Here is a 15,053-nt window from a genome sequence, read left to right as displayed (position 1 = left end):
TGCTCAGGCCCACTGTCCCGGAGTCTCCCCCCATGACTACCGCCTACGACTTCAGCGCCACCGACATCGATGGCCAGCCGCGCGGGCTGGACGAGTTCCGCGGCAAGGTCCTGCTGATCGTCAACGTAGCCTCCCAGTGCGGGTTCACCCCGCAGTACACCGGCCTGGAAAAGCTCTCCCGGGACTTCGGCCCCAGGGGCTTGGCCGTGCTCGGCTTCCCCTGCGACCAGTTCGGTCACCAGGAGCCCGGGGACGAGGCGGAGATCCGCAATTTCTGCTCGCTCAACTACGACGTCACCTTCCCGATGTTCGCCAAGATCGAGGTCAACGGCGCCGGCGCCCATCCCTTATGGAAGTGGCTCAAGGACGAAAAGGGTGGCATCCTCGGGCTGGACGGGATCAAGTGGAACTTCACCAAATTCCTGGTCGGGCGGGACGGCCGGGTGATCAAGCGTTACGCACCGACCGACAAGCCCGAGTCGATTGCGAAGGACATCGAAGCCGCATTGGGGTGATGCCATGCTTAGACAGGTCATGCAGGCCCAGCTGCAGGTCGAAATCGAGGATCACGATTTCGGTCTGCGCGTGCAGGTGAGCGGCGAGGAAAATCTCGACAACACGCTGGCCTACTGGCGCGAGATCATGCCGCGCCTGGAAGTGGCGCAGGGCAACGGCGTGCTGCTCGTCGACGAGCTGACCGGCGAAGCGATGCAGGAACACGAGTGGCTGGAACTGGTGCTCGCCCTGGAATATGCACGACTGTGGCGCTATCGCATTGCCCACGTGAAGTCGCGCGGCGTGCAGGACGTGGAGTACTGCGCGCTGTACGCGCGCGATGCCGGCGTCGATGCGGCGGTTTTCACCAGTGAACTCGAAGCCGAGCGCTGGCTGCGGCGGCCGGTGACGTTGCCGGCCTGACCTGCGGTTACTTCTCGACGAAGGCGCGTTCGAACACGTACTGGCCCGGCACGCCGATGCGCGGTGCCGCGGCAAAACCGCGTCCGTCGAGAATGCCGCGGAAGTCGGCGAGCATCTGCGGACTGCCGCAGATCATCGCGCGATCGAGTTCGGGGTCCAGCGGCTCCAGGCCCAGGTGATCCATCATCCTGCCGCTGTCGAACAGGTCGGTCAGGCGACCGCGGTGGTCATTGCCATCGAACGCGAATTCCTCGCGGGTCACGGCCGGGTAGTACTTGAGCTTGGCGGCGATCTGCTCGCCCAGGAACTCATGGCGCGGCAACTCGTTGACGAAGTAATCGCGGTAGGCGAGGTCGCCTGCGCTGCGGACGCCGTGGGTCAGGATCACCCGGTCGAAGCGCTCGTAGGTTTCCGGATCCTTGATCACCGCCAGCCACGGCGCCAGGCCTGTGCCGGTGCCCAGCAGGTAGAGGTTCCGGCCGGGATGCAGGTCGTGGATCAGCAGCGTGCCGGTCGGCTTGCGGCCGATCAGGACCTCATCGCCGGGCTGGATCGATTTCAGGCGCGAGGTCAGCGGCCCGTTCGGCACCTTGATGCTGAAGAACTCCAGCTGCTCTTCCCAGTTCGCGCTGGCGATCGAGTAGGCGCGCAGCAGCGGCCGCGATGAGCCGTCCGCATGCGGCACCTGCAGTCCGATCATCACGAACTGGCCGTTCTCGAAGCGGAAACCGTCGTCGCGGGTGGTGGTGAAGCTGAAGTAGTCGTCCGTCCAGTGACGGACATCCAGCACCGTTTCGGTGCCAAACGCGGAAGACATGCCGGTGCTTGGGGGGAGGTGACCGGCGGGCATTGTAGCCGATCACGCCCAGCTGAGACTGATTCTCATCTGGGCGCTTTTCTCATCGGGGCGCCTGCGAAGTCAGCCTGCCGGCGGATCCAGCCGCAGCAGCTTGCCGTTGTCCTCGTCGGTGAGCACGTAGACCTTGCCGTCGCTGCCGACGCGGACATCGCGGATGCGCGAGGCCAGTTCCTTCAGCAGGCGCTCTTCGCCGGTGATCTTGTCGCCGTCGAGGCTCAGTCGGATCAGGCTGCTGTCGGCGAGCGCGCCCAGGAACAGGCTGTTGTCCCACTTCGATCCGGCCTGGCCGGTGTAGAAGGCCATGCCCGACAGACCCGGCGACTTCTCCCAGACGTGGTACGGCTGTTCCATGCCCGGCGCCGACGTGCCCACGGCTTCGGGGATCTTCATGCCCGAGTAGTTGATGCCGTGCGTGATGATCGGCCAGCCGTAGTTCTTGCCCGGTTCGGGAATGTTGATCTCGTCGCCGCCGCGCGGGCCGTGCTCGGCTTCCCACACCTTGCCGGTGCGCGGGTCGAGCGCCAGCGACTGCATGTTGCGGTGACCGTAGCTCCAGATCTCCGGACGCGCGTCCTTGCGGCCGACGTACGGGTTGTCGCTGGGCACGCTGCCGTCGAGGTTCAACCGAACCAGCTTGCCCTGCAGCATGTCGAGCTTCTGCGAGGTCGGGCGGTCGTTGCGCTCGCCCTGGCTGATGAAGACATGGCCCTTGCCGTCGAAGACGATGCGCGAACCGAAGTGGTTCGGTCCTTCCAGCTTGGGTTGTTGCTGGTAGATGCGGCGCACGTCGCTGAGCGCGCTGTCGCCGAGCGTGGCCGTCGCGACCGCGGTGCCGGCGGTGCCGTTCTCGCCTTCTTCGGAATAGCTGAAGTAGATGCGCTTGCTGCTGGCGAAGTCCGGTGCCAGCACCACGTCGAGCAGGCCGCCCTGGCCCTGTGCCCAGACCTCCGGCACGCCGCCCAGCGGCGCGGAGACTGCGCCGTCGGCGGAGACGCGGCGCATCCGGCCAGGACGCTCCGTCACCAGGAAACTGCCGTCGGGCAGCAGCGCCACGCTCCACGGGTGCGACAGGCCCGAGGCGATCTCGGTCACGCGCACCTGCCCGTTCTGGCTGGCCACGTTCTGCGTCGGCAACGTCTTGGGCGCCGCCGTGGCGCTGGCGGCTGCCCCGGTTGCGCCGGCATTGGAACCCTGGTCGGCCCCTTGTTCGGCCTGGCACGCGGCAAGCGAGAGCGACAACGCGAAAGCAAGGGCGGTGCAGTGCAGGTGGTGGCGCATGGACAGACTCCCGGTGCGGAGGGGTGGAGACATGGCCGTCAACGATACCCGGCGGCCTGCAATTCAAAAAGTTCGGCGTAGCGGCCGCCCTGGTCGAGCAGTTCCTGGTGGGTGCCGCTGGCCTCGAGCCGGCCCTGCGCCAGCACCAGGATGCGATCGGCCATGCGCACGCTGCTGAAGCGGTGCGAGATCAGCACCGCGGTCTTGCCGTGCGAGAGTTCCTTGAAGCGCTTGAACACTTCGAACTCGCTGCGCGCATCCAGCGCCGCCGTCGGTTCGTCGAGGATCATCACCTGCGCATCGCGCATGTAGGCACGTGCGATGGCGATCTTCTGCCACTGCCCGCCGGACAGGTCGACGCCGGTCTTGAAGCGCCGACCGATCAGCTGGTCGTAGCCGTTGGGCAGGCCCTCGATCACCTCGTCGGCTGCCGCACGCCGAGCGGCTTCGCGAATGCGCGCTCCGTCGGCCATCGCATCGATCTGGCCGACGCCGATGTTCTCGCCGGCGGTGAGGTGGTAGCGCACGAAGTCCTGGAAGATCACGCCGACGTTGCCGCGCAGGTCGTCCAGGTCGTACTCGCGCAGGTCGCGGCCATCAAGCGTGATGCGGCCTTCGTCGGGGTCGTACAGGCGCGCCAGCAGTTTGACCAGGGTGGTCTTGCCTGCGCCGTTCTCGCCGACCAGTGCCAGCACTTCGCCGGCGCGCAGTTCGAAGTCGAGCCCGCGCAGCGCCCACTTGTCGGCATCGGGATAGCGGAAGCCCACGTTCTCGAAGACGAAGCCGCGCGTGATCGGACGCGGCACCGGCAAGGCATTCGCGGGCGAGACGATTTCGGGTTTGATCTCGAAGAACGAGAACAGGTCGTCCAGGTACAGCGCCTGGCCGGCCACCTGCGAGAAGCCGACCAGCAGGCCTTCGAGCAACTGCCGCAGACGGCGGAAGCTGCCGGCCAGGAAGGTCAGGTCGCCGATGCTGAAGTCGCCGCGCACGGTACGCCAGGCGATATAGGCGTAGGCGACGTAGTAGCCCATCGTGCCCAGCGCCGCCAGCAGCGCGCCCCAGGCGGCGCGGCGGCGGGCGAGGGCGCGGTTGGCGCGGAAGAATCCATCGGCCAGCTCTCGGTACTTGGCGATCAGGTAACGGTGGAGGTTGAAGATCTTCACCTCCTTCGCCGTTTCCACGCTCGCGCCCATCTGCCGCACGTACTCGAGCTGGCGGCGCTCGGGCGTCCAGGCGAAGTTGAGCGAATAGCCGAGCGCGTTGAAGTGCGCCTCGCCGACGAACGACGGCACCAGTGCCACCGCCAGCAGCACGATCAGCCAGGGCGCATAGACGAGCAGGCCGGCCGCGAAGCTGATCACGGTGATCGCATCCTGGACCTGGCCGAACAGCTGGCTCATCAGGTTCATCCGCCCCATCGTCTGGCGGCGCGCGCGGTCCAGCTTGTCCTGCAGGTCGGGGTCTTCGAAGTCTTCCAGGTCGAGCGTGGCGGCATGCTCCATCAGCCGCACGCTGGTGACGTTGGTGAACAGCTCCGACAGCAGCGAATCGCCGTAGCTGATCAACCGGCCGAGCAGGTCGGAACCGATGGCGAGCGCGAACTCCACCAGCAGCAGCCACGACAAGGTGTCGAGCTGCCCGCTGCGCCATGCCTCGCCGATCGAGTCGAACCCGTTGCCGGCGGCCACCAGTCGCACGGCCTCGTCGATGATCAGCTTGCCGACATACAGCGTGGCGATGGGCAGGAACGCGCGCACCACGCGCAGGCCGAGCGTGGTCAATGTCAGCCAAGGGCTGGTGGCCCAGATCTGCCGCAGGAACGGCGGCAGGTTGCGCAACGCGTCGAATCGTTCGCGCAGGCTCGGCTTGGCGGATGCGGTCGAAGGGGCGGGCATGGATTGGCAGGATAGGGCAGTTCGGCGACAACCGACGTCAATGCCCCATCACCGGCGTCGTCGCCGCGCCTCACATCAGGGGTCGAGCACGATCCATGTCGGTGCATGGTCGCTGGCCCGCTCCAGGTCGCGCACCCAGCGATCGACGCCGGCTTCGCTCAACCTCGGCGCCAGTTGGGCATTGAGCAGCAGGTGATCGATGCGCAGGCCGGCATCGCGCTGCCAGTGCTGGCGGAAGTAATCCCAGAACGTGTACACGCGTTCCTCGCCGAAGACGTCGCGCAGCGAATCGATCCAGCCCTGTGCGAGCAGGCGCTGGTATCGCTCGCGCGACTGCGGCTGCAGCAGCGCATCCTTGCGCCACGATTTCGGGTTGTAGATGTCCTCGTCGGTCGGCACGACGTTGAAGTCGCCGGCGAGCACGACGGGTTGCCCGCTTGCATACAGTTGCTTCGCGCGCTCGAGCAGGCGGTCGAACCACGCCAGCTTGTAGTCGAACTTCGGCCCCGGCTGGGGATTGCCGTTGGGCAGGTACAGGCAGGCGACGACGATGCCTTCAACCGCGGCTTCGATGTAGCGGCTCTGGCTGTCGTCCGGGTCGCCGGGCAATCCGCGCCGGATCTCGACCGGGTCGCTGCCGCGGGCGAGGATGGCCACGCCATTCCACGCCTTCTGGCCATGCCAGATCGCGCCGTAGCCGGCATCGGCGAGGGCCTTGCGCGGGAACTGTTCGTGCGCAGCCTTCAGGTCCTGCAGGCAGGCCACGTCCGGTTCTTCCTCGCGCAGCCACGCCAGCAATGAATCCAGGCGGGTGTTGATGCCGTTGACGTTGAACGTGGCGATCTTCACGCAGTAACCCGGAGCGGCGCTCGGGAGCCGACTATGCCGGCCCCTGAGCCAGTGCACTCAGAAGCGGTACACACCACCCAGACGGATGCCGCTGTCCTGGAACTCGAGCCGGCCGTCGAAGCGGCTGGCTTCGGCGTCGGCATCGATGTTGTTGAAGGTGTAGTCGAGCATGAAGCCGAAGCTCTCCCACGGGAACCACTCGACACCGCCGCGGGCGAAGGTGACGTCGGCATCGATGTCATTGATCTTCGCGGTGAAGTAACCGGCTTCGGCGTAGATGCGCCAGTCGTCGGCCGGGACCCAGCGCCAGCTCGCGCCGATCGTCGGGGCCGGCACGTCGGCAGAGACCTGGCGATCGAAGTCGGCGCCGCCCTGGTTGCCGCCTGCGTCCAGCTCCAGGCGCAGGTCGAGTTCGACCTTGTACCAGACCAGTCCCAGGCGCGGTCCCAGCGCCCAGGTGTCGTTGTTGGCGACCCACCAGTTGTAGTTGAGCTCGTAGGCATCGAGGTTGTACTCGCTGCGCACGGTGGCGCTGGCCGGGTAGACCGCGCCGTCGAAATTGATGTCGCGGCTGAGCGTGCGCCTGGAGTTGAAGCTGTCCTGGTAGTAGGCGACGCCGAACTCGTGGTTCTCCAGCGGGCGCCACGACGCCGAGATCAGGCCGATGGTGCTGTCGCCATCCAGGCCCAGGTCGCGCTCCAGGTCCACGTTGGTACCGCGCAGGGTCTCGCCGTCGGCGCGCAGTTCGGTGTCGAATTTGCTGACGTAGCCGGCGATGCGGATGCTGAAAGTATCCAGGGGCTCGACCGCCAGGGCTGGGAACGAGGTGGCCGAGAGCAGAACGGCGGGCATCAGCAGACGACCGACAGCGCCGCTACGACGTTGCGAAGACGACATGGGAACCCCCTCAGGCTGGCGGCAGGCGGGGGCCGGCCGCATAGATGTTCAGTTTCTGTAACGTTCCATCGTCAGCTGTGCGTGAAATGTGAAGGCCCGATTTCCCCGATCGCGCCCTCGCCGGCACCAGACCCGCAGTCAGTTAAGGGGCTAAAATATCGGCCCCATCGCCAGCCTCGAAGCCCGCCGTGAGCAACGCCGCAAGCCCGAAGTCCCCGCTCGTTCCGGGCGCCCCTCCCGTTTCGATCCGCCAGGAAGACCTGATCCAGTCGGTCGCCGATGCCCTGCAGTACATCAGCTACTACCACCCGGTCGACTACATCAAGAACCTCGCCGCCGCCTACGAGCGCGAGCAGTCGCCGGCCGCGCGCGATGCCATCGCCCAGATCCTGATCAACTCGCGCATGTGCGCCGAGGGTCACCGCCCGATCTGCCAGGACACCGGCATCGTCACCGTGTTCCTCGAGATCGGCATGAACGTGCGCTGGGACGACGCCACGATGGGCGTGGAGGACATGGTCCACGAGGGCGTGCGTCGCGCCTACAACCACCCTGACAACAAGCTGCGCGCCTCGGTCCTCGCCGACCCGGCGGGCAAGCGCACCAACACCAGGGACAACACGCCGGGCGTGGTCAACGTCAAGGTCGTGCCGGGCAATACGGTCGACGTGATCGTGGCCGCCAAGGGCGGCGGTTCGGAAGCCAAGTCGAAGTTCGCGATGCTCAATCCGTCCGACTCGATCGTCGACTGGGTGCTCAAGACCGTGCCGACGATGGGCGCGGGCTGGTGCCCGCCGGGCATGCTCGGCATCGGCATCGGCGGCACCGCCGAGAAGGCGATGCTGCTGGCCAAGGAAGCGCTGATGGAGCCGATCGACATCACCGAGCTGCAGCAGCGCGGTGCCTCCAATCGCGCCGAGGAACTGCGCCTGGAACTGTTCGAGAAGGTCAACGCGCTCGGCATCGGCGCGCAGGGCCTGGGCGGCCTGACCACGGTGCTCGACATCAAGGTCAAGGATTACCCGACCCACGCCGCCAACCTGCCGGTGGCGCTGATCCCGAACTGCGCGGCCACGCGCCACGCCCATTTCACCCTGGATGGCAGCGGCCCGGTGATGCTCGATCCGCCGTCGCTGGCCGACTGGCCACAGCTGACCTACGACTCGTCGAAGGGTCGCCGCGTCAATCTCGACACGCTCACCCGCGAAGACGTCGCCAGCTGGAAGCCGGGCGAAGTGCTGCTGCTCAACGGCAAGCTGCTGACCGGTCGCGACGCCGCGCACAAGCGCATGGTCGACATGCTCAACAAGGGCGAGCCGCTGCCGGTCGACCTCAAGGGCCGCTTCATCTACTACGTCGGCCCGGTCGATCCGGTGCGCGATGAAGTGGTGGGTCCGGCCGGCCCGACCACGGCCACGCGCATGGACAAGTTCACCGAACAGGTGCTCAGCCAGACCGGCCTGCTCGGCATGGTCGGCAAGGCCGAGCGCGGCCCGGCCGCGATCGAGGCGATCCGCAAGCATGGCTCGGCCTACCTGATGGCCGTCGGCGGCGCCGCCTACCTGGTGTCGAAGGCGATCAAGGCCGCGCGCGTGGTCGGCTTCGCCGACCTGGGCATGGAAGCGATCTACGAGTTCCAGGTGGAAGACATGCCGGTGACTGTCGCCGTCGATTCCACCGGCGAATCGGTGCACAAGACCGGCCCGCGCGAGTGGCAGGCGAAGATCGGCAAGATCCCGGTGGTGGTGGAGTAAGAACCACCACCGTCGTCCCGGCGAAAGCCGGGACCCATTTGCTCTTGATCCCGCTGCTGGGTCCGGCGTGGAACGAGCAACTGCGAAATGGATCCCGGCTTTCGCCGGGATGACGGGCCGTCGCTACAGCCGTCCCACCAGCTCCACCAGCTTCTTGCGCGTATCGGCCTGCAGCAGATACGCCTGCGCCATCGATTCCAGCGCCGCGACGTTGGTCGCGCTGACGTCATCGAGGTCATCCAGCCCGGTCACCAGCTCCGCCTGCAGGCGGAAGTAACCATCGCCGACCAGGTGCTGGGCGATGTAGTCGACCGCATCGGTGTTGCCGTCGAACAGCACGTCGATGATGGGAATTGCCCATTCCAGCGCACCCCATTCCTGCGCCGACTTCAGGTCGATCGGCCGGTTGCGTTCGCCGCTGCCGACCGACAGCACCACCAGGTCCTGGGCGCCGTCGATGCGCGCGTCCTTGCGCAGGGCTTCGGCGATCGCGCAGGCCGTGGGATTGTTGGCAACCACGCCGCCATCGATCATCGACCGCCTGCGTCCTTCGACCACCATCGGGTGGGCCGGGAAGTAGGTCGGTGCCGCGGTCGAGGCCCGGCACACGGACCACATCGGCAGGTCGGCGTGTTCGGGCTTGAAACTCTTGAACACGATAGGCGTGCGCGAAATCGTGTCGTAGCTGGTCACCAGCAACGGCTTCTTCGCCTGGCCCAGCGTGGTCGTGCCGAAGACCTTCTTCAGCACCTTCTCCAGGCCCTTGGCGTCATAGCGGGGGGCGGATACACCCTGGGTAAACGCGCGCCCGGCCCGCGACCACAACCGCTGCGCCATGCCGGGAAAGATCAGGTGCCGCTGCTGCCGGTACAGCTCCGCCAGTTGCTGGGGAGGAAGGCCAAGGGCCAGGCCGCAGGCGATCAGCGCGCCGGTCGAGCTGCCGGCGATCAGGTCGAAGTTGCGGAGCAGCCCGCCGGATTTCCCGGCCTGGGCGAGGGCATCTTCGACGCCGGCCAGCCAGACGCAGCTGACCAGGCCGCGGATGCCGCCGCCATCGAGCGAAAGGATGCGGCGCATTTTCACGTTGACGTCTCCTGCCATTGCAACCCCTGCCGAAGATGGAAGCCATCATCGCAGGCCGCGGTCGCATGGACTGCGACCGCGTTGTCAGGTCAGTACCACTCCAGCAGCGAGATGCCCAGGCCGATGTAGGTCGCGCGGTGGTTGTAGTCGATCAGGCTTTCGCCGTAGCCGTCGAACACCTGGATGTGTCCGCGCAGGCTGTTGCTGATCGGGAAGCCCCAGTCGAGCTGCACCGCGCCGTGCGAGCGGTCGCCGCTGCGCAGCGAGTGCCGCCCCATCACCGAGAACTGATGGCCGCCGCGCACGTACACCAGCGTGGCGTCGCCGCGGCCGACGAAATCCTCGATGTCGGAGTTGTTGTCCTCGCTCGCGCTTTCCTTGACCCGCCACCACGGCCGGACCGTCAGTGCCCAGTTGTCCCGGTCCAGGCCGATCATGCCGACCACGCGGTTCCAGCTGCGCGACAACGGATCGGCACGGCCATTGGACTGGTGGTTGATGCCGATGCCGGCCAGGCGGCCGTTCCAGCCACCGATCTGGTAGTTGTTGCGGAAGGTCAACATGACCTCCGGCTCGTAGTTGGTCTCGCGGAACGGACGCGAGGTGTCGGCGCTGTAGACCTGCCAGTGCGAGGACTGGGTATAGGCCATCCACAGGTCGCCGTTGTCGCCGAAGATGTTTTCCCAGGCCTTGGTCTTGAAGCTGAGCTGGAACTTGGCCTCCAGCGCGTCGACCGGGATTGGCCCGGGCACGGTGTTGTTGGGATTGGGCGAGTGCGGCGTCTCGTTGGCGTCGGTGCTCCAGAACGCGGGCAGCAGGTAGACCGGCTTGTAGGCGCGGAAGTTGAAGACGCCCAGTTTGGAATCGCGTGCCAGTTCCCAGCGGCTGTCGAGCAGCGAGCCCTTGCCGGCGTTGGCGATGGCGCTGTGCAGCGGGTCTTCCATCGGGTACAGGTCGCTGCCTGCGCGGGACTGCTCGGGCGCGACCGCCGTCGTATCGGGTACGACCTCTTCGGCGATCTCCAGGTTCTTCTGGATCGCCTTGGCTTCCTTGGCCGCGATGTCGGCGCCGCGCGTGTCGCGCGCACTGCGGCCGTGCACGGCGTCGTAGCAGGCCAGGCGGTCGGCATCGACGGTGATGGACACGCAGGCCTCGGGCGTGGCCGGATCGGCCGGCGCCTGCGCCTGGGCAAGCAATGGCATGGCGGCGGCGACCAACAGCCATGGGCGGTACGGAGGCAAGTGCGGATTGCGAACTGGCGGCATGCGGGGGGCTCGATGCAGTGAAGTCACTGAGGGGAAGTGTGGCCTAGAAGAACCAGGCGAAGGCGAACAGGCCGAGCATGGCGAACGCCAGGCCGAGCTTGAGAACCACGCCGAAGACGATGCCGAGCCAGGTACCGAAGCCGACCTTGGCAGCCTTGCGAACTTCGCGGCCATGGATCAGCTCGCCGCCGAGGGCGCCGACAAACGGGCCGGCGAACAGCCCCACCGGCCCGAAGAACAGCCCGGCGAAAGTTCCCAATACCGCCCCGACGACGGCCAGCTTGCTCGCCCCGACGCGCTTGGCGCCGATCGAGGTCGCCAGCAGGTCGATGCCAAGCGACAGCACCGTCAGCAGGCCCAGTATCACCAGCGGCACCCAGCCGACCTCGCGGAAATCCCCGGCCCAGGCCGCCAACAGCATCCCGGCGAATACCAGGGGCAGGCCGGGCAGGGCAGGCAATACCGTCCCGGCTATCCCGACCAGCATCAGAATGCCCGCGATTAGATAGTAAATTCCCTGCAATTCCATACTAATTACCCCCTGTCGGACCATGACTTTGCCCAGATTGCATTTTCACCCGGCGCGGGGTACTTTGCGGGCGCTGTGTTTGCGAGGGTCACCGTGAATCGTGGCCCGATGCGGTTGATCCATCGATCCGCTACATCGTTGCACCTCGCTTCCTCCTTGCAACCAGCACGCAGCCTAACGCCGCGTTATCAACCAAACGTTCCAAGGAGTAAGTAAATATGTCGAACCGTGAAACCGGTACCGTCAAGTGGTTCAACGATGCCAAGGGCTTTGGCTTCATCAGCCGCGAAAATGGTGAGGACGTGTTCGTGCACTTCCGCGCCATCCAGTCGCAGGGCTTCAAGAGCCTGAAGGAAGGCCAGAAGGTCTCCTTCACCGTCGTCCAGGGCCAGAAGGGCCTGCAGGCCGACGCCGTCCAGCCGCTCTGATCACGGCCGACGACGGAAGTCACTGGCGCGCCGCCTGCGGCGCCCGGAATGGAAAAAACCCGGCCTTGGCCGGGTTTTTTCTTTCTGCGTCGGTGGCGGAACGGGTGGGCGCCGGTGCATAAGCGAAGTTTCCAAACATTCCCGGTCATCCTTGTTACCGCTCCCATTGTTTTTCCCGGATAAGTTACTGCGCCCAGGCGCGGCCGTTATTCACGCGGACATACGAGCCTTCGCGAATGCCGTCGAGGTCCTTCTGCGTGACCACCGTGGTGCGACCATCGTTCAGGCGCACATAAACGTTATAGGCAGCGCTGCCGGTGTTCTTCTGGATTGCGTTGCCGGCGACGGCGCCGCCGACCGCACCAGCGGCCGCTGCAACATTCTGATTGCCCTTGCTGCCACCGGTATGGGCGGAGATCTCATGGCCGGCGACGGCGCCGACGATGCCGCCGAGGATTGCACCCGTGGCGCTGGGTGCGGTGCTGCCTGCTGCGACCTGTTCGATTCGGGTGACCGTGCCGCAGTCGTAGCAGGTGGCATTGCTGCCACCGTAGGACGGTGCCGGCGCGGTGCTGTAGCCCGGGGACGGAGACGTGGCACAACCGGCCAGTGCGACCATGGCAGCGGCGGCAACACCAAGCAGGCGGAGATTCTGGGAACTCATGCGCGACTCCTGTGTGGATGGAGTGGCGTTGGCCGCACTACGGCGGCACGCCACGCATGGACGCTAGCGGTCGCGAGGTGAACCGGCGATCAATACTCGCCGGGTCGCAGGTATCTGTTGGGGGAGTAGCCAGCTTGCTGGTGACGGCGTGACGACGCCGCTGCTGCAAGCCGGCTCCGGCCTCAGTTGCGGAAATCCTGGTGGCAGGCCTTGCAGGCTTCGCCGATTTCAGTGTTGACGGTGCCGACACCGGCGCAATTGAGCGGCGGACTGGCCAGCGCCGCGTCGAGCTTGGCGCGCATGCGGCTGGCGTGCTCGCCAAAACGCTTGTCGTCGGCGAGGTCGGGGAAGGCCGGTTCGAGGTCGTCGCCCATGACCCGCAGCGCCTTGAAATGGGGCAGGACATCCGTAGCCGCGCAACGGTTCTGTTCGACCTTCTGCTTGAGCTGACCCAGGTGCCACTGCTGCACGTGCATAACGCTGCCGTGGAAATGATCCTTGCGGGCATCGATCGCGCGCAGCGCCATTACCGTCGCGACCACGCCCATGATCAGGCCGATCAGGAACAGGAACAGATACTTCGTCGCGTTGCTGCCTGGCTTGACGCTGCTGGGCTGGGGGTTGCTCATTGCCGGGGCTCTCCTTGCAGTTTGCGCGGAACCATATCACGCACGCCGTGGCCGTCCGCGGCCGGCGGACCCTTACAATGTCGCAATGACCACCATCCCCCTGGACCCGGCCTGGCTCGAACGCTTCGCCGGAGTAGACCGTCTTTACGGCGTCGGAACCGTTGCCCGCCTGTCCACCTGCCGCGTTGCCGTCGTCGGCATGGGCGGCGTCGGCTCGTGGGTGGTCGAAGCGCTGGCACGTACCGGCATCGGCCACCTGACCCTGATTGACGCCGACGACCTGTGCGTGTCCAACACCAACCGCCAGCTGCCGGCCCTGGCCGGCCAGTACGGCCGTGCCAAGGTCGAGTCGATGGCCGAACGCTGCCGGGGGATCAATCCGCAGATCACGGTCGAGGCGGTGGCCAGTTTCGTCACGCCGTCCAACCTGACCGAGATGCTCGATCGCGGTTTCGACCTGGTGATCGATGCCTGCGACAGCTTCCGCACCAAGGTCGAGATGGCCGCATGGTGCCGTCGCCGCAAGCTGCCGCTGATCGTGGTGGGCTCGGCCGGCGGACGCACCGATGCGACGCTGGTGCGCGTGCGCGACCTGTCGCGCACCGAGCACGATGCGATGCTGGCGCTGGTCCGGAAGAAGCTGCGCAGCGAGTTCAACTTCCCGAAGAACACCGATCGCTACTTCGGCATCTCGGCGATCTACTCGCTGGAGAACGTCAAGTACCCGCAGCCGGACGGCAGCGTCTGCGGCGTGCGTCCGCAGGTGAGCGGTGACGCGGCACTCAAGCTGGACTGCGGAGCGGGCCTTGGCGCGGCAACGCACATCACCGGCACGTTCGCGTTTGCAGCGGTCGGTCGCGCGCTGGAGCTGCTGCTGAAGCGCAAGTAATCCCTACGCTGGCAATGCGAACAGGCGCTCGGCGTTGGCCGTAGTTGCGCGAGCCAGTTCTTCGGCCTCGATACCGCGCAAGCCTGCGATGACATGCAGCACTTCCGGCAGCCGTGCCGGCTCGTTGCGCTGGCCGCGGATGCCCGCGTCGGGCTGGTCGGGCGCATCGGTTTCCAGCAGCAGGTGCTCCAGCGGCATCGATGCCGCCAGCTTGCGCAGGCGGTTGGCGCGGTCGTAGGTGACCGGGCCGCCGAGCCCGAGCATGAAGCCGGCGTTCCACAGCTGCCGCGCCTGCTCTTCGCTGCCCGAGTAGCTGTGGACGACGCCGCGCAATCCGCCAACGCGGCGGGTGGCGCCGATCACCGCATCGACGGCGCGGCGCGCGTGCACGATGACCGGCAGGTCGAATTCGCGCGCCAGCCGCAGCTGGCCGTCGAAGAAGTGCATCTGCGTTTCCGCGTCGAGACCTTCGACGAAGTAATCCAGGCCGCATTCGCCGATCGCTAGCGGACGTTCGCGCTCGATCCACTCGCGCAGCAGCGGCAGGTGCTCGTCGCGGTGCTGCGCCAGGTACATGGGGTGCAGCCCATAGGCCGGATGCAGGCCGCTGCCCGGCGGGCATGCATCGCGCAGCTTCGGCCAGCCTGCGGCGTCCACCGCCGGCACGACCTGGCGGGTGACGCCGGCCGCCCGGGCGCGGGCGATCACCTGGTCACGGTCGTCGTCGAACTCGGCCGCGTCGAGGTGGCAGTGGCTGTCGACCAGCGGGTGCACGGCGGCAGGGTGGCCCGGGTTCAGCGGGGCGCGCGGGGCGCGGGCGGCAGGGTCGGGTCCTTGCGCTTCTTCCAGCTGGCCAGCAGCAGGGTGCCCAGGCCCAGCAGGAGCTCGTCGGCCAGGGGCACGAAGTCGGGCACGACCAGGTCGACCACGAACAGGGCGGCGGTCAGCAGGAACAGGCGCGGGAAGCTGAGCTTGCCGAGGAAGCCCAGCAGGGGGGCGGTGAGTGGGTTGGCCATGGCATTCGCAGTATGACGGCGGTCGCAATGACGCTAACACGCGGCCAAACCAGGTTCACAGTTGCGACAGCTTGATGTTAAAAAATCGGCGGCCGTT

General features: G+C 66.5%; 16 protein-coding genes and 1 pseudogene. 5 read left to right on the top strand and 12 right to left on the bottom strand.

The genetic code is table 11. From position 1 onward, the window contains the following. Window positions 1-32 precede the first annotated feature (32 nt). Window positions 33-515 carry a glutathione peroxidase gene (locus HIV01_RS06290; RefSeq protein ID WP_200605465.1) on the top strand — a complete coding sequence of 161 codons (483 nt, stop codon included), beginning with the start codon at window positions 33-35 and terminating at the stop codon, window positions 513-515. A gap of 4 nt (window positions 516-519) precedes the next feature. Further along, window positions 520-918 (top strand): hypothetical protein, encoded by a 399-nt coding sequence (locus tag HIV01_RS06285; RefSeq protein ID WP_200605464.1) that lies wholly within the window; start codon window positions 520-522, stop codon window positions 916-918. A 7-nt stretch (window positions 919-925) separates the two neighbouring features. On the opposite strand, the gene HIV01_RS06280 is transcribed toward HIV01_RS06285, so the two are convergent. The 5 genes and pseudogenes from HIV01_RS06280 to HIV01_RS06260 form a co-directional block, all read right to left on the bottom strand. Next, window positions 926-1,735, bottom strand: coding sequence for a ferredoxin--NADP reductase (locus HIV01_RS06280; protein WP_200605463.1), 810 nt, complete (start codon window positions 1,733-1,735; stop codon window positions 926-928). Between the two features lie 102 nt (window positions 1,736-1,837). After that, complete coding sequence (locus HIV01_RS06275) at window positions 1,838-3,055, bottom strand: PQQ-dependent sugar dehydrogenase (protein ID WP_200605462.1); 1,218 nt, start codon at window positions 3,053-3,055, stop codon at window positions 1,838-1,840. Window positions 3,056-3,093: 38 nt separating this feature from the next. Further along, window positions 3,094-4,953: an ABC transporter ATP-binding protein gene (locus HIV01_RS06270; RefSeq protein WP_200605461.1), complete on the bottom strand. Its 1,860-nt coding sequence runs from the start codon at window positions 4,951-4,953 to the stop codon at window positions 3,094-3,096. Between the two features lie 90 nt (window positions 4,954-5,043). Further along, a pseudogene (xth, locus tag HIV01_RS06265) lies at window positions 5,044-5,802 on the bottom strand (exodeoxyribonuclease III); the annotation flags it as partial. Between the two features lie 57 nt (window positions 5,803-5,859). Continuing rightward, window positions 5,860-6,699 carry a hypothetical protein gene (locus HIV01_RS06260; protein ID WP_200605459.1) on the bottom strand — a complete coding sequence of 280 codons (840 nt, stop codon included), beginning with the start codon at window positions 6,697-6,699 and terminating at the stop codon, window positions 5,860-5,862. A 188-nt stretch (window positions 6,700-6,887) separates the two neighbouring features. Here HIV01_RS06260 and HIV01_RS06255 point away from each other — a divergent pair, with 188 nt between their 5' ends. Further along, on the top strand, window positions 6,888-8,453 hold the full coding sequence (locus tag HIV01_RS06255) for a fumarate hydratase (RefSeq protein WP_200605458.1): 1,566 nt from the start codon (window positions 6,888-6,890) through the stop codon (window positions 8,451-8,453). 123 nt (window positions 8,454-8,576) lie between these two features. Here the strand turns inward: HIV01_RS06255 and HIV01_RS06250 are convergent, their stop codons facing one another. From HIV01_RS06250 to HIV01_RS06240, 3 genes are all read right to left on the bottom strand, one after another. Further along, a complete protein-coding gene (locus HIV01_RS06250; RefSeq protein WP_245156981.1) occupies window positions 8,577-9,530 on the bottom strand; it encodes a patatin-like phospholipase family protein in 954 nt (317 codons plus the stop codon). A 95-nt stretch (window positions 9,531-9,625) separates the two neighbouring features. Then, complete coding sequence (locus tag HIV01_RS06245; protein ID WP_200605456.1) at window positions 9,626-10,801, bottom strand: phospholipase A; 1,176 nt, start codon at window positions 10,799-10,801, stop codon at window positions 9,626-9,628. 43 nt (window positions 10,802-10,844) lie between these two features. Further along, window positions 10,845-11,330 carry a DUF456 domain-containing protein gene (locus HIV01_RS06240; protein ID WP_200605455.1) on the bottom strand — a complete coding sequence of 162 codons (486 nt, stop codon included), beginning with the start codon at window positions 11,328-11,330 and terminating at the stop codon, window positions 10,845-10,847. A gap of 218 nt (window positions 11,331-11,548) precedes the next feature. On the opposite strand from HIV01_RS06240, the gene HIV01_RS06235 reads away from it, so the two are divergent. Further along, entirely contained in the window at window positions 11,549-11,758 is a 210-nt protein-coding gene (locus tag HIV01_RS06235; protein WP_158731317.1) for a cold-shock protein, read from the top strand. Window positions 11,759-11,942: 184 nt separating this feature from the next. Here the strand turns inward: HIV01_RS06235 and HIV01_RS06230 are convergent, their stop codons facing one another. Then, on the bottom strand, window positions 11,943-12,422 hold the full coding sequence (locus tag HIV01_RS06230; RefSeq protein WP_200605454.1) for a glycine zipper 2TM domain-containing protein: 480 nt from the start codon (window positions 12,420-12,422) through the stop codon (window positions 11,943-11,945). Window positions 12,423-12,604: 182 nt separating this feature from the next. Continuing rightward, on the bottom strand, window positions 12,605-13,051 hold the full coding sequence (locus tag HIV01_RS06225) for a hypothetical protein (protein ID WP_200605453.1): 447 nt from the start codon (window positions 13,049-13,051) through the stop codon (window positions 12,605-12,607). An 85-nt stretch (window positions 13,052-13,136) separates the two neighbouring features. Here HIV01_RS06225 and HIV01_RS06220 point away from each other — a divergent pair, with 85 nt between their 5' ends. After that, entirely contained in the window at window positions 13,137-13,940 is an 804-nt protein-coding gene (locus HIV01_RS06220) for a tRNA threonylcarbamoyladenosine dehydratase (protein WP_200605452.1), read from the top strand. Between the two features lie 3 nt (window positions 13,941-13,943). On the opposite strand, the gene HIV01_RS06215 is transcribed toward HIV01_RS06220, so the two are convergent. Both HIV01_RS06215 and HIV01_RS06210 read right to left on the bottom strand, forming a co-directional pair. Further along, window positions 13,944-14,714 (bottom strand): TatD family hydrolase, encoded by a 771-nt coding sequence (locus HIV01_RS06215; protein ID WP_200605451.1) that lies wholly within the window; start codon window positions 14,712-14,714, stop codon window positions 13,944-13,946. 20 nt (window positions 14,715-14,734) lie between these two features. Then, entirely contained in the window at window positions 14,735-14,956 is a 222-nt protein-coding gene (locus tag HIV01_RS06210; protein WP_200605450.1) for a DUF6116 family protein, read from the bottom strand. Window positions 14,957-15,053: the final 97 nt, after the last annotated feature.

Source organism: Lysobacter arenosi, from assembly GCF_016613475.2.
In the GTDB taxonomy this organism is placed as follows: Bacteria; Pseudomonadota; Gammaproteobacteria; order Xanthomonadales; family Xanthomonadaceae; genus Lysobacter_J; species Lysobacter_J arenosi.
This window is presented reverse-complemented; position numbering and strand designations above follow the sequence as displayed.